At 63.0% G+C, this 14,150-nt stretch carries 11 protein-coding genes and 1 pseudogene; 9 read left to right on the plus strand and 3 right to left on the minus strand.

Annotated features, from left to right (window positions below):
- The first annotated feature begins 60 nt into the window (after window positions 1-60).
- Window positions 61-411 (plus strand): hypothetical protein, encoded by a 351-nt coding sequence (locus EN859_RS27905; protein ID WP_127855938.1) that lies wholly within the window; start codon window positions 61-63, stop codon window positions 409-411.
- Window positions 412-544: 133 nt separating this feature from the next.
- On the opposite strand, the gene EN859_RS27910 is transcribed toward EN859_RS27905, so the two are convergent.
- Entirely contained in the window at window positions 545-1,426 is an 882-nt protein-coding gene (locus EN859_RS27910; protein ID WP_127855939.1) for an AraC family transcriptional regulator, read from the minus strand.
- A gap of 202 nt (window positions 1,427-1,628) precedes the next feature.
- Here EN859_RS27910 and EN859_RS27915 point away from each other — a divergent pair, with 202 nt between their 5' ends.
- Complete coding sequence (locus tag EN859_RS27915) at window positions 1,629-2,384, plus strand: SDR family oxidoreductase (RefSeq protein WP_127855940.1); 756 nt, start codon at window positions 1,629-1,631, stop codon at window positions 2,382-2,384.
- A 250-nt stretch (window positions 2,385-2,634) separates the two neighbouring features.
- Entirely contained in the window at window positions 2,635-3,231 is a 597-nt protein-coding gene (locus tag EN859_RS27920) for a tyrosine-type recombinase/integrase (RefSeq protein ID WP_189502268.1), read from the plus strand.
- Window positions 3,232-3,383: 152 nt separating this feature from the next.
- On the opposite strand, the gene EN859_RS39640 is transcribed toward EN859_RS27920, so the two are convergent.
- Entirely contained in the window at window positions 3,384-9,746 is a 6,363-nt protein-coding gene (locus EN859_RS39640) for an autotransporter domain-containing protein (RefSeq protein WP_189502270.1), read from the minus strand.
- A 942-nt stretch (window positions 9,747-10,688) separates the two neighbouring features.
- On the opposite strand from EN859_RS39640, the gene EN859_RS27965 reads away from it, so the two are divergent.
- The 3 genes and pseudogenes from EN859_RS27965 to EN859_RS39650 all read left to right on the plus strand — a co-directional run bounded on the left by EN859_RS27965 (window position 10,689) and on the right by EN859_RS39650 (window position 12,052).
- Window positions 10,689-11,543: an ATP-dependent DNA ligase gene (locus tag EN859_RS27965; protein ID WP_127855958.1), complete on the plus strand. Its 855-nt coding sequence runs from the start codon at window positions 10,689-10,691 to the stop codon at window positions 11,541-11,543.
- Complete coding sequence (locus EN859_RS27970; protein WP_245525727.1) at window positions 11,540-11,809, plus strand: hypothetical protein; 270 nt, start codon at window positions 11,540-11,542, stop codon at window positions 11,807-11,809. Before EN859_RS27965 ends, EN859_RS27970 begins: the two co-directional genes overlap by 4 nt.
- Window positions 11,784-12,052 (plus strand): annotated as a pseudogene (locus tag EN859_RS39650) (hypothetical protein). The gene EN859_RS27970 and the pseudogene EN859_RS39650 overlap by 26 nt, the downstream one beginning before the upstream one ends.
- Before the next feature lie 242 nt (window positions 12,053-12,294).
- Here EN859_RS39650 and EN859_RS27980 read toward each other — a convergent pair.
- Window positions 12,295-12,519, minus strand: a complete 225-nt coding sequence (locus tag EN859_RS27980; RefSeq protein WP_127855942.1) for a hypothetical protein — start codon at window positions 12,517-12,519, stop codon at window positions 12,295-12,297.
- A gap of 207 nt (window positions 12,520-12,726) precedes the next feature.
- Between EN859_RS27980 and EN859_RS27985 the strand changes: the two genes are divergently transcribed.
- The 3 genes from EN859_RS27985 to EN859_RS27995 all read left to right on the plus strand — a co-directional run.
- Entirely contained in the window at window positions 12,727-13,113 is a 387-nt protein-coding gene (locus tag EN859_RS27985) for a hypothetical protein (RefSeq protein ID WP_127855943.1), read from the plus strand.
- On the plus strand, window positions 13,113-13,532 hold the full coding sequence (locus tag EN859_RS27990; protein ID WP_127855944.1) for a hypothetical protein: 420 nt from the start codon (window positions 13,113-13,115) through the stop codon (window positions 13,530-13,532). Before EN859_RS27985 ends, EN859_RS27990 begins: the two co-directional genes overlap by 1 nt.
- A gap of 254 nt (window positions 13,533-13,786) precedes the next feature.
- The coding region (locus tag EN859_RS27995; RefSeq protein WP_135913554.1) for an ISAs1 family transposase at window positions 13,787-14,150 on the plus strand (364 nt) is incomplete at its 3' end.

The raw sequence follows: 14,150 nt of genomic DNA on the forward strand, positions 1-14,150 counted from the left end.
CTCCAGATCCTTCCCGCTGGCTTAGGCCGGCGAGCTTTTTCCCTAATCGCGGAACAGCCGGTGAAGTCACGGGTTATAAAAACGAAGGGACGTCGCAGCTTCCTGAAACAGGAGATGATGATGAAAAGACTTCTAATCGCATCGGTTATGATGGCCCTGTCAACCGGCCTTGCCTTTGCCCAATCATCGGCCAACACCAGCACGAGCGGATCGTCTTCGACCACAACGACGGTGCCCAGCACTCAGGGGACCGACTCGACCACCACGAACGCCACCAACCCTAATTCAGCAAAGGACTGCGCACCGGGCCAACAGACAGGCAGCGCCAAACAGGCGGCTCCTGGCCAGCAGGACACCGATGCAAAGTCGGCAGCTCCGGGTCAGATGAAGACGACGACTGAAGGTTGCTAGTGGTGAAAATCTGACGTTTGGTACCCGAGCGGGAATGCCGGTATCGACCCTCTGCGGTCATCTGCAACAGCCGTCATGAACGGCTCGATTGTCACCACAGCGGACGCTCGCTTTCTTCTGAAGCAGAGTCAGACTACGCATCCATCTGTGCCTGCCGTATGTCGCGGGCCGGTGGTTTGCCGAACAGACGGCCATATTCGCGGGTGAACTGAGGCACGCTCTCATAGCCCACCGCATAAGCCGCCGAACTCACGCTCGTGCCATCGGCCAGCATCTGGCGCCGAGCCTCGATCAGGCGCAACTGCTTCTGGAATTGCAAGGGAGACAGCGTGGTGGTCTGGCGGAAATGCTGGTGGAAGGACGAGGTGCTCATCCCCGCGGCCTCGGCCAGTTCCTCGATGCGGATCGGCCGTGCATAGCTTTCGCGGATCATAGCGACCGCACAGGCGATGCGTTGTGCATGGCCATCGGCCCCGCCTAGGCTGCGGAGGGCCGATCCGTGCCGTCCCGCCAGAAGCCAGAAATGAATCTCGCGCAGCAACGGCCCTTGCAGGACCGGGAGGGCAGAGGGACGGTCCAGAAGCCGCATCAGGCGCAGGGCCACATCGGCGACATCTGCGTCGGTCGGCTCCACTCGGACAGGCTCGCGCGGATCGCCCGGGACCGCCGCCATCTCGACCGCGAGTTCCCGCATAAGGACGGGATCGAGTTCCAGCACCAGCGAATAGTAGGGCGCGCCGAGGCTTGCCTGCGTGATCTGGCTGACCGTGGGCACATCGGCCGAGATCAGCAGCGACTCGCCCGGACCGAATTCCAATGTCTCGGCCCCTATCGTGACCCGCTTGGCACCTTGTAACAGCATGGCCACCAGCGGCCGATTGACAGCCACCTGTAATTCGCCGGGCTGCGTGGCGCGGATCGCGGTCAGGCCGGGAATAGGCGTCGACGCCGCCCCGAAACGGTCGGCATGAGTGTCAGCAAAGCTGCGCACAAGGTCGAGAAGCGTTCGGCTCATGTGGGCAAGATGAAGGGTGGTGGCGTTTCAGGCAAGAACTGAAGAAGGATCAGGCAAGAAATCCGGACATTCTGGCAACTCCTGTGCGGCAAGGCCGATCCAGATTTGCATGAACAGGCAAGACTACGCGAGGAATCGGCAACAACTGGAGACGCTCTTGCCGCATGTTGTCCCCATCGCTTCGGATGAAAGGACTTCCCGCATGACTAAGATCGCACTTGTCACCGGCGCCAACCGCGGCCTAGGCCGCAACACCGCTGTCAGCATCGCGCAGCATGGCCGCGACGTGATCGTCACCTATCGCGGCAACGCATCTCAGGCTCGCGAGGTTGTGGCCGAGATCGAAGCCCTGGGCCGTAAGGCGGTTGCCCTGCAGCTCGATCTCGGCGAGGTCGCCAGCTTCGCGGCCTTTGCCGAAACCCTGCGCGCGGCGCTGAAAGAGAACTGGGGCCGCGACAGCTTCGATTACCTGATCAACAATGCCGGCCACGGCGAATTCGCCATGATCGGCGATACCGCCGAGGCGCAGTTCGACGGTCTGTTCGACGTCCATGTGAAGGGCGTCTTCTTCCTTGTGCAGGCGCTTCTGCCGCTCATCGCAGATGGCGGGCGGATCGTGAACTTTTCTTCGGGCCTGACCCGCGTGTCCTATCCGGGCTTCTCGGCCTATGCGGCCGCCAAGGGGGCGGTCGAAATCTTGACCGTCTATATGGCGAAAGAGCTGGGTGCACGCGGGATCACAGTGAACACGGTCGCGCCCGGAGCGATCGAGACCGATTTCGGGGGCGGGCTGGTGCGCGACAATGCCGAAGTCAACGCGCAGTTCGCAGGGATGACCGCGCTTGGCCGCGTGGGGCTGCCAGACGACATCGGGCCGATGGTGGCAAGCCTTCTGGGCGAGGATAACCGTTGGGTTACGGCACAGCGGATCGAGGTTTCGGGTGGTCAGGCGATCTGATCGGTCGGACCCCCGACAACTGAAGCGCGCGGCCGTATGGCCGCGCGCATTGTCATTCCGCCGTCGGGAAAAGCCTCCTTTGGCCGTCGACTGAAGCTGAGCGACCGGAATGTCCGCGAACAGGCCGTTCGGCAGAGCCACGCCGAACGGCAATCTCCCACCCGAAAGGTCATTTCTAAGACGAGGTACAATCGGGCGGCTTGAATGTTGAGCGCTGCGGCTGTGGAGGGTGGCTTTCGGGAGAAAGGCCATGCTCATCTGGAACAAGAGCCGCATTATCGGTCAAAAACCGCCATTGAAGCCGAAAGAGGTCTGGGCCGTCCGAACCCGCCTCCAGGTATGGGGCGCAAAGCGCGACCTCGCGCTGTTCAATCTCGCGATCGACAGCAAATTGCGCGCTTGCGACCTGGTCGCGATCTCGGTCGGGGATGTTTCCATTTCTGGAAGGGTTCGCGACCGGGCGATCATCATTCAGAAGAAGACCGGCCGACCGGTGCAGTTCGAACTGACCGACCAGACACGAGAGGCTATCGCTGCCTGGATTGCAGGTCGTAGACTGGGCGAAGGGGACTACCTGTTTCCAAGTCGCGTGCATGCAAAGCCGCATCTGTCGACGCGGCAATATGGCAGGATCGTCGAGCGGTGGGTGTCGAGCATCGGGCTTGATCCCAAACGTTACGGCACGCACTCGATGAGGAGGACGAAAGCAGCGCACATCTACAAAAAGACGGGCAATCTGCGCGCCGTCCAAATTCTGCTCGGCCACAAGAAGCTGGAGAGCACCGTGCAGTACCTCGGGATCGAAGTTGACGACGCCTTGGCCATCTCCGAGCAGGTGGAGTTGTAGTGCTCAATAGCGGCGCTTCTCAATGAAGCGCCGCTCGCCGGCACGGTGAAGGCTAAAGTCCGACCCGATGCGGTCCATGCGAAAATTGAGTTGAATGACTGCCTGACGGCGGACAGCGGCCCTTGCTCTGCAGCAATCCTCGCTACGAGACATCAGAACTTCACCGTGAACTCCGCCCTAAAGCCGTGATCGCTGGCCTTGCTGGCGACCTGGCCGGAATAGGAGACGCCGAGCGAAGTCTTTTCCGAAAGGCCGACATCGAACCCGGCCTCGAGGACCAGAGCGTCCTCGGCGATCGGCGTTCCGGCGATGGTGAAGGCGTCGCTGCCGGCAAAGGCGTACGTCGAGGTCGGGATGGTGTCGCCGAAGGCATGCCGCCAGCCGACCATGCCGCGTGCCGTCGCCGTTACCCCGCCGAGCCGGAAATCGGTCGCCGCACGCAGGCCCAGCGTGGTGAAGGTGGCATCGGTGTCCGAGCTCGCACTGGTCAGCGCCGCCGCGCCGCCCTCTTCGGTGAAGCCGTCGGTGTGGACGTTGACATAGGCGAGATTGGCGAACGGCTCTAAGGCGAAGTTACCGCTGGCGATGCGGTAGCCAAGCTCGCCGAAGGCCTGCGCCGTGCGCGCGTCGTAGGAGGCTTGCGCGCTGTCGGCAAAGCCGGGAAAGGCGATGGACCGGCCTGTCTCGATGTCGTGCCAGGTATGGGCGGCGCCGAGGCGCAGGCCGAGATTGCCCCACTCAGTGCCGCCATAGAGCCCGAGATGATAATTGTCGCTTGAACCCGAGGAGGTACGGTCGTCGGCATCGAAGCTCGAGCGGCTGTAGCCGGTGAGAAGGCCAAGCCGCCAGGTCTCCGCGACGAGCGCGTCGGCGCCGATGAAGAGGCCGCCGATCGAGCGCTCGAAGTCGACGGCATTGCCGTCGCTGTCCCATTGCCCCCACGAGCCGAAGCCGCGCGCCCACACGGCGAAGCGGTCGGTATCGGCCGGGGCTGGTGCGAAGACCTCGGCGCTCTTGCCTTCCCGCGCCAGCGCCTCTTGCTGCTGGGGCCTCAGGCCCTCGGGGCCGTAGCCCATCACCGGCAGCGACGGCACAGCCACACCTGAGAAGGCTGCCCGCGTGCGGTCGAGGGCCGCCTCGCGCACGAAGCGGCTGTCCTCCAGCATCGTGCCTTTGAGGCTGGCATGGATCTCGCCCGACAGCGCATCGAGTGCGGCGCGGGCGCTGTCCTCGTCGGTAACGGCCGCGACGGCATCATAGGCGACATTGCCTTCGCCGCTGCTTTCAATCGCATCGCCGGTCGCGCACTGGTTTGAGGTCTGGGCCACATCGCAGAAGGAGACATCGTTGCGCGCCACGTCGAGATAGACATGGCTCGGATCGTAGGCCAGTGCCAGATCGACGAACGGCATGTTCTGGGTCAGTGCGGCGAACGTGCCGGTCACGCCGCCACCGGCGCCGATGATCGTCCAGCGGCTGCCGGGCACATAGGTGCCGGCCGCCTTCACCACATCGACCGTGCCGCCGTCGATCGTTGCCGTGCCGCTGGCTGCGATCAGGTCGCCGTCGAGCGCCGGCGTGATGTCGACCTCATAGGTCGAGCCGGCGGCAAAGGCGATGTCGCCGGCAACCGTCAAGGTGCCGGGCGAGTGGCCGGGCGCGATGGTGCCGCCTGAAGCAATCGTCGTCGTGCCGACCGTGCCGGAGCCTTCCAGGCGCGCACCCGACAGTACGTCGATCACGTCGCCAAGCGAACCGTCCACCACAAGTGTTCCGGCATTGACGCTTGTCGTTCCGGTAAAAGCACTGGAATTGCCTGTCAGCGTCGTCGCGCCAGCACCCAGCTTCTCGACCGCGCCGTCTCCGCCAATGGTTCCGGCAAAGGAGAAATCATTGCTGCGGTTGAAGGCAAGGGTGCCGCCAGCCGCGACATCGACATTGCCGGCGATCGAACCGGCGGTGCCGCCGCCGCCGATGTCGAGCGTCCCCTCCAAGACGTTTGTGCCGCCGGTGTAGCCATTGGCGCCGGTCAGGGTCAGCGTGCCGGCGCCGGTCTTGATAAGCGAGCCTCCTGTGCCGTCGGAGGGGTCGCCGTCCAGCAAGACACCGCTGATCGTGTCGTTTCTCCCGAGCCCGCCGAGTGTCAGGCTCTTGGAACCGAGATAGACGGTGCCCGCACCCGAGAGCGAACCGATGCCGATGCCGTCTGCTGTGAGACCGGAAACGAAGACCACATCATTGTTGACGATCGTTGCGCCGTCGGCCGTGCTGTTTCCAGCGAAAACAACATAGCGGCTTGAATTTGTGATGGTGGCATTGCCGGCCGTGGCATTGTCGGAGAAACCAAGCATACCGCCGCCATTGACGGTGATCGCGGCGTCGGCTGCAGTCGAATTCTCGTTAAAGGCCACACGATTGGCATTGATGTCGATGGTCGCGGTTCCCGCCGAGGTCGTGTCAAAGAAGATGATTTGGCCGCTATCGTCGATCGTGGCCGCGCCGGCGGACGCATTCTGGCGAAAATACAGCACACTGAACTGGTCGGTAAGGCCGATGGCGAGCGTTCCGGCGTTCGCCGAGCCTGTAAACTCAAGGAAGGCCCCATTGCCGCCGCTTTCCTCGTCGACCGTCACCGGGCCGGTGCCGAGCGCACCAGTGACAGCTGCCACAAGACTCCCCTGCGAAACTGTCGTGCCGCCGGTGTAGCCGTTGGTGCCGCTCAGCACCAGCGTGCCGGCATCGGTCTTGACCAGGCCGCCAGTTCCGTTGATGGACGCCGCGATCGTCGCCGACATGTTGGGATCGACGCGGATGATGGTCTCAGCCGTGTTGGTGGTCAGCGCATCACCATCCACGACATAGCCGTCGGTCATGAACTGCATGCCGGTGAACAGGACCGCGCCGGCCGCATTGTCGACCGTCACGGTGCCCGTCGTGCCGCCGAAGATGGCAAAGTCCTGGTTCCAGTGGCCGTTCGGCATGCCGTCGGCTTCTGTCCAGTTGCGATTGGCCGCATCCCACACACCATTGCCGCCGTCATTGACTCCGTTGTCGTGCAGCGCGGTATTGCCGCCATCCCAGAAGCTCAGAACGGCGCCGACGCTATTGATCAGATTCACCTGGCCGGTGATGCGGGTCTGCACAAACAGGTCGGAGGCATCAACGCCCGCCGGCAGCCCGCCGAGTTCGAGCACGTTGTCTGTCAGCGCCCCGCCATAGTTGATCAGCCTGTACACGCCAGGCCCAAAGCCGCCGATGTCGGTGACGTTCAACGTGCCATCGAGCACAAGATTGCCGGTCACCTCGGTCAGGTCGTTGACGCCGCCGCCGACCACGCCCGCCTGGCCGAGCTCATAGTCTAGCATCGAGCCGGCAGAGAGCGAAAGCGAGCCGACGGTCAGCGTGCCGGGGCTCGAGCCCGGCGCGAGTGTTCCGCCGTCGGCAACGGTGACAGGGCCGGCAATCGAACCAGAACCGCCAAGCGTCGCGCCGCTGGCCACCGTCGTCGCGGATGAACCGAGCGAACCTTCGACCCTGAGCGTGCCGGCGTTGACGCTTGTTGTTCCGGTATAGGTGTTGGCGCCGGTCAGGGTCGTCGTGCCGGTTCCGATCTGCTGGAATGCGCCGGCGCCCGAGATCACGCCATCGAGAGTGAGGTCGGTCGAACGGTTGACCGCCAGCACGCCATTGTTCACGACATTGCCGATGATCGAGCCGGTCGCGCCGCCATCGCCGAGCTGGAGCGTGCCGGCCTCAACCGTCGTGCCGCCTGTATAGGTGTTGACGCCCGTCAGGGTCGTCGTGCCGGTTCCGATCTGCCTGAACTCTCCGGCGCCCGAGATCACGCCATCGAGAGTGAGGTCGGTCGAACGATTGACCGCCAGCACGGCATTGTTCACGACATTGCCGACAATCGAGCCAGTCGCACCGCCATCGCCAAGCTGGAGCGCGCCTTCGGCAATGGCGGTGCCGCCGGTAAAGGTGTTGGCGCCGGTCAGGATCAGCATACCGGCGCCGATTTTGGTGAGGCCCCCCGACCCGTCGATGGCGCCGGCGAGCCCGAGGTTGAGGTCGGTCTGGAAGGTCCCGCCGGCGGCGTAGAGCGTGACACCCCGCGCCGTGGTGAAGCTGCCCGTGGTCTGCAGCGTGCCGCCCTTGAAGCTGAGCACGCCGGATGGATCGCCCAGCTGAGCGTCAGAGAAAATCGACAGCGTGCCCTCTGAAATGGTCCATGGAGTGGCGGCGGTTGTCGTTCCTGCCAGGGTCCAGGTGCTTGCGCCGACCTTTTCGAACGCCTCGAAACCTGTGTATTGCGCGCCTATGCCGCTAACGTCGAAACTCGCATTCTGAGCGCCGCCAAGCGTGAGGGTGTCGAGAGTGCCGTTCGCGGCCACATTGCCGACGAAACCATACCCATTCTGAAGCTCCAGACGGTTAGTCCCTCCCGTGAAGTCGATGGCATTGGCGCGGGTGAGGCCGTCGCCCGACAGGCCTCCAACAATCTGACCCGCCGAGATGACGGTGAGATCGGCGCCGACGATGCCGGCGCCATCGGCGGCGAAGAAGATGTCGATGCCGCCTTCAATGCTCCCACTCGGGGACAGAGTGATGACACCGCCATTGTCGGCGCGTACACCGGCGCCGCCGTCGCCGCCGCCGCCGCCGCCTAGGCCGCCGGCTCCGCCCGCTCCGCCGTTTCCTCCGCGGATGGACCCATTAACAGTGAGTGCGCCGCCGTTGAGCCAAACGCCTTCGGCGCCGTCGCCGCCAGTGCCGCCACTGCCAACAACGTCGCCATTGCCGCCATTGCCGCCATTGCCGCCCTGAACCATGCCCGAAAGGTTCAAGCTATTGCCTGTGCTTCCACCGAAATAAAGCCCGCCGCCGCCGCCGCCGCCGCCGCCGCTGCCGTCACCCCCAGCACCACCATCCCCGCCAGAAATGTTCTGATCTATCGATAGTCCTGGTCCAACAGGGTGAATCACGACCCCGTAACCGCCGCCCCCGCCACCACCACCACCGTCGCCATCGTCGCCGGCTCCGCCCGGCCCGCCTGCAGAACCAGAGATATCGACTTCCGGCAGGCTTACGCCATCGCCCGTGTAGCCGTGAGCGCCGCCGGCGCCGCCGGCCCCGCCGCCGGCTCCGACGCCGCTGCCCTCGCCGCCGCTGGCGCTTGCGGTCCCCTCCCATGTGCTGGCGCCGCCGTCGCCGCCGTTGCCGCCTCCCTGGCCTTCGGGGCCGCCAGGACCGCCATCCGCCGCCATCGCCGTCGACGCGGCCATCACAATCGCCAGCGCAAGTCCCGTCGTCGAGCCGGAGAGCATGGTGCCCACAAACAGTGCGCTTCGAAGAACCGGTGAGATCTTTCGCGACGCCTGTGAGGCAGCCGAGAACGCGAGCTGACAGCGATGACCCTTTTCGGCCGGCTGCGCCTTCTCGCGAGCCTGCGATTCGATGACCCGTGCATAGGCCGCGCCAACATGCTCCGGCGAGCAGCACGCCCGGTACCGCCAGGCGCCCGCATGCCTGCCCTCCATCCTGTTGAGGAAGCACAAGACCTCGTCGACTGACGACGCCAGCGGATCGACGAAGCACGCCTGCGGCCCAAACAACTCGCGATGCACCGACAGATCGGACAATATCAGAGGCGTGCTATGGCTCGCGGCTTCGGCGGCTGACATGTTGAAGCCTTCGAAGCGCGAGAGCGACACATAGGCCTGGGCGCCGCCATAAAGTCGATCGAGCTCGGCGCGCGGCACATGCCCGAGATGGTGGACCCGCTGGCGCACATTTTCGGGAAACGGCTCCAGGGCCCGTTGGAACGTCTCACGCCCATGGCCGGTGGCATAGAGCTGCAAATCCTCCGAGCGTGCGGCCAAGGCTGCGAACAGGCGCAGGAGTCTGTCGACATTCTTATGTGGATGATGGTCGCTGTGGGCGGCTGTCAACAGAAAAGGTGCGGCGGTGTTGCGCTCGCTTCCCGCCGCTACGGCCCGAATCGGATTGTAGATGCCCTGACAGCGCCTCGGCTGACCGAAACACGCGATGAATTGATCCCTGCTCGTTTGGCTGACAAAGACGATCTCGTCGGCATTCTCTCGGGTTTGAGCAAACGCTTGATGCAGCCAGGCGACGTGCGCTCGATCGAACAGCTCGGGCAGGAACGCGAACTGGACGTCGTGGACGACGTTGACGATCCTCGGGCGTGGCCCGAAAGTCCGGCGCGCGATCGGCGAATGAAAATTGGGAAAGAAGAATGTCGCATCCGGATCAGCGGCGGCGAGCATTGTCGCGACGCGCCGCTCGCGTTCGAGATAGGGCATATCCGTGTCGGCGAGACCGAGCCGCGCCGAAGCGGCACGGGCGGAGACCAGCCACGCGCCATACCGGCGTTTCAGTTGCTCGAACAGGATTTGCGAGAATTCGACGACCCCGCCGATCGAGGGATAGTCGTGGATGATGTCGAAATAATAGATCGGGCGCGATCGCCGGGTCCAACGTCGCGTCGTCATGCCAGCCTCTCTTCGGCCATGACGACGGACATCGCCATATGCAGGCTTAGAGTCGTGTAGATGATGGGCGTCGTCTGGAGCGTGAGAGCCATCAGCGCCAGCGGCGCGGCAAGCAAGGCGATGGCGATGAATGCGGTGAAGCTGAAAAAGCGCGGCGCGCAACGAACGGGTCCGGGACATGGGGGCCTCCGTCATGTCGGCTTCGGCTTGTTCAACCCGCTTAGGATCGATCCCCCGAAGGCCTGTGGTCCCCAAGACCGTCCGCCTGGCGCGAAGGCGCTCCAGTCGCCACCCGCGCCAGCCCGTCTCCCGCGTTGCTGCAAGTTAACTCAACCTAGGGATGCCGTCGCTGCTAACGTCCTTGCGAAGTGCTGATCTGCACCGCGCGGATGGCGTTCTTCAACCAGGTGTTGCTCGGGTACCAAGAGCGGAAGGCTCCCCGACATGCAGCCCGCTGGCATCCGTCGGCGGGCTTTTTGTGTTAGGCATCCATTTCGAGCGGCTCGTGGCCCGGCTGCTCATGCCAGATGACCTGCCGCAGATCGCGCCTATCGACGGGCTGTCCGCACGTTGGGCAAGTATGAAAATGTCCCTGCTCGATAAAATGCTCGCCGCTATGTCGGCGGCCGGTGATCGGAGGCCCGAGTTGAGATAGCTTTGTCATGACGAACGGAACGCCAGTCGACGCGTTTTGTTGCGTAGTGGACGCGCGCTTTTGGGCGGCCCAGCAGTCAGGGTTGGGGGGCGGCTGCTGGGCCTGACCGGCGGGGCGCGTTTGGAGGGCGATCGCCGGCTACGCTGTTTTGTACATGAGTCGTAGCTAATTTACTAAAATGATCATGTTCCGTTCCCCTAGCCGCCGGACGGGCCGGGCCTAGACTCGAATCCGTGCGTAGGCGAGTGGGTGCTGGCACCGGCCGGCTAGAGTTTATTCCTCCGATGATGCCTACCTTGGTCGCCAAACCGCCCCAAGGTAGCGACTGGATTCATGAGGCCAAGTTCGATGGCTACCGATCGCAGATCATCATCGACGGCGCCGATGTTCGCATCTTCACCCGCCGCGGGCTGGACTGGACGGCCAAGTACCGCGACCTGGCTGAAGCCGCCAAAGGCCTGAACGTACACAACGCCATTATTGACGGTGAGGTCGTCGTTCTCAACGAGGCTGGCCTGTCGGATTTTGCCGCGCTGCGCAAAGCAATTACTCGACGACAGCATGACCTCTATTTCATCGCCTTCGACTTGCTGCACCTCAACGGCCATGACTTGCGCGACATGGCTTTGGAAGACCGGCGGGAAATCCTGGCAGGGCTGATCAGGCCAGATAGCCGGATCCAATTCAGCGAGACGCTTCTCGGCCAGGCCGATGCGATCTATTACCTGCTCGACAACGCCGGCCTAGAAGGCATGGTGTCGAAGCGTCGGGACAGCAAGTATCGCAGCGGCCCGACCACCAACTGGCTGAAGTCAAAAACCTTCACCGAAAGCGAATTCGAGCTTCTGGGTGTTGAACGCGAAAGAGGCAAACCCGCGTTCGCTCTGATGGCAGAGCCGGGCACCCGCAAGTACGTTGGCAGTGCCTTTGTCAGCGTCAATCGCGAGATGCGGGAACGACTCTGGAAACGTGTCCAGGAACATGCCGGCCCGGCGCCGAAGGACATGAAGAAACGGCCGGCGACACAGTGGGTCAAGCCGGGCATCCGCGTGAAGCACCTAAGAGGCGAGGAAGTCCTACGCCACGCTTCGCTGCAGGACTTCTGGGAGGAGCGAATCGAGTCTGGGGAGCAAGAGATGTGAACGAAGACGCTATGGCCGCTGCTTTGGCGGCCAGGAATAAGGACGCGCAGATCCTTGGTGTGTTCGATACCACCACCGAATCCGATGCTACGATCGGCTCCCGCCGGTTAGGTGAAGCCATCCAGTTTGTCGCTAATGCTTCGATCCTGGGCTACGACGTCCGAGCCGCGATGGTCATGTACGGGAAATCGGGGACGCCGAGCCTTCGGGCCAGAGATTGCGAGCAGTTGTGGGCGAAATATGGAGAGGCCTTGCTTCGACAGTAACGGCGCGGGGAACACCGGCACGTCGGCACTCGACGATCCGGCCAAAATGCAGCCCTTCTACACCGACTCCAGCATGAAGACGATGGTCAGCAACGACCAGTTCGTAAAGGCCTGGAAGGCGCTGTCGCCTGAAGACCAGACCGCGATGATGGCGGCCTGCAACGACGAGGCGAAGGCTGCCAACGCGCCAACAGCCATCCGGAATTCTGCAGCAGCGTCAAGGCGAATGGCGGTAGCAAGTAGTCCAGACAAGCTTTCAAGATGGAGGGTCGCGAGCCTCATGGCCGACGATTCCAATTATCCAGATTCCAATTATCCAGCAAATTATCCAGCAGTAGAATTCGCGAATCTGCCTTTCGTTCCGATGTCCGACCTTACGCGGTCGCAAAGCCGCGCGCGGCCATGAGCGGACGCCGATCGCAAAGCCATCGCTCGCCGAGCTCGCATCGGATCGGATCGGAAGGCTTTCACGGCCCAGATGTGGTTCAACCCGTGCGAAGTCCTTCATTGCTGGCGGGATCGATCTTCACCAGGCGCTCTCTGGCGTCGCTCACGCGCCGTTGCGCGGACCGTATCCTGTTGCAGAGCTGGAGATTGATCCCGACTCCACAGTCCTCGTCCAGCATTTGCTCCGCGCGCTTCAGGGCAAGCTCCGCGCGGTTAACGCGCTGCCTGGCCGTAGCCAGTTCCATGTCCAAAAAGTCAAACATTGTTCCGCTTCAGTTGCAGTCCCTTCGAGAGTTAACCGCCCCCGGTCGCATTGGTTCCGGCTGGATAGAGGGGGCGGGGGTCAACAATCGAAACCGCCAAAATGGGGACGAACCACTCGGGGGCCATTCAGAGAATTTCTTTCTCTCAACCGCCGCCGCCTCATGCTTGGTCTTGCGGCAGCATCAACCGCCGCCGCGGCAGTCACCTTGGCGCCGCCGGCCGCCAAAGCTTCGCAGGAAATGACGGCCCGCGAACGGTTCGATTTCCATCTGGCGGAAATGAAGAAAGCGGCGATCGAGATAAACCCGCTCGTTCGCTTCGCTCAAGACATCGAGTGTCTCGACAAGCCCGAACGTCCTCTCGCCCTCGGTGTCCTTGGACAATGGGCAACCGGTCGATACGAGGGCGATGGCGTTTATGCCGGCGGCGATCAGTATTCACGCCGACCGCTACAGCGTGAAGCTGCTCGACACGAAGGTTTGCGGCGAACGCGATTTTCGGTCATCCAGGTCCATGAGAATGACCGCCGGAAATGGATGAGGCTATCGGAATCCTCGTTTGAAGCTTTCATAGGCAAGAAGGTGACCGCGTAATGGGCAAGACCAAGCGCAAGCCCGACGCAAAGCTCTTGCGGCTCGAGGCGGAGTTGAACGCCGCGAGCGATCGATGGAACGAGGCCACGGCCCGGACGGCACAGATCGAGGAAGAGCTCGATCGTCTCAGGTCCCGCCGTGAGAAGGCAGAAAAGAAGGAGGCCAAAAAGGCCGCGGCGTTCGTCCGGGCCCGCGATCGTGTCATGCAGACCCAGGCAAAAAGCCTGGAAGGTTTGGCCGTCAGGGTGCGCGGGTTCGCGAGCGCGATTACACGGACGCCGAGGATCTGGAGGTCACCATCCTCAAAAGCCTCGTCGCCGACATCAAGGCGATTGTGGGAGGCGCGTCATGAAGGACGTGCTGGTGCGACCTATGAAAGACAATGTCGCCGTCTATCTGGAGCGCGCCGAGCGCCTTGATCTGATCATACCGACCATCGATCCGGCGAACGGGGACATGATATCGTATATCGGACCGAAGATGGCAGGGGCGGGCGCTCATTCCGCCTGTCGCCCGAGATGGGTGCGCAGTTCCGTTCCTTATTCTCCAGGCTAATTCGAGAGAAATCAAACTGACGACACGCTGCCGCACGGCATTGAACTCGGGTTAACGGCGGTTTCGGGATTGCGACGGTTCTGATTCTGTTGGTGACGTTGATTCGGAGAGCACCGCCATGCCTGAGACTGCCGAGAAGCCGCGTCTGCGGCTGTTGCTGGACCATTTCGCCCTGATCGAGGATGACCGGGAGGGGTGGCGGGTGGCGCATCCTCTGTCTGAGGTTCTGCTGCTGGTGGTTTGCGGCACCATCGCGGCGGGCGATGACTTCGAGGACATCGCCGATTGGGGCGAGGACAATGTGGCCTTCCTGCGCCGTTTCCTGCCCTATCATCACGGGGTTCCGGGTTCGCGTTGGCTGCGGTTGCTGATGAACCGGATCGATCCGGGGCTGTTTGCGAACTGCTTCCAGTCCTGGGCGACGGCGATGCATCCGGACGCGCCAGCGCTGGTGGCCATCGACGGCAAGACCTCGCGCGGCA

The organism is Mesorhizobium sp. M00.F.Ca.ET.216.01.1.1 (assembly GCF_004010325.2).
Taxonomy (GTDB): Bacteria; Pseudomonadota; Alphaproteobacteria; order Rhizobiales; family Rhizobiaceae; genus Mesorhizobium.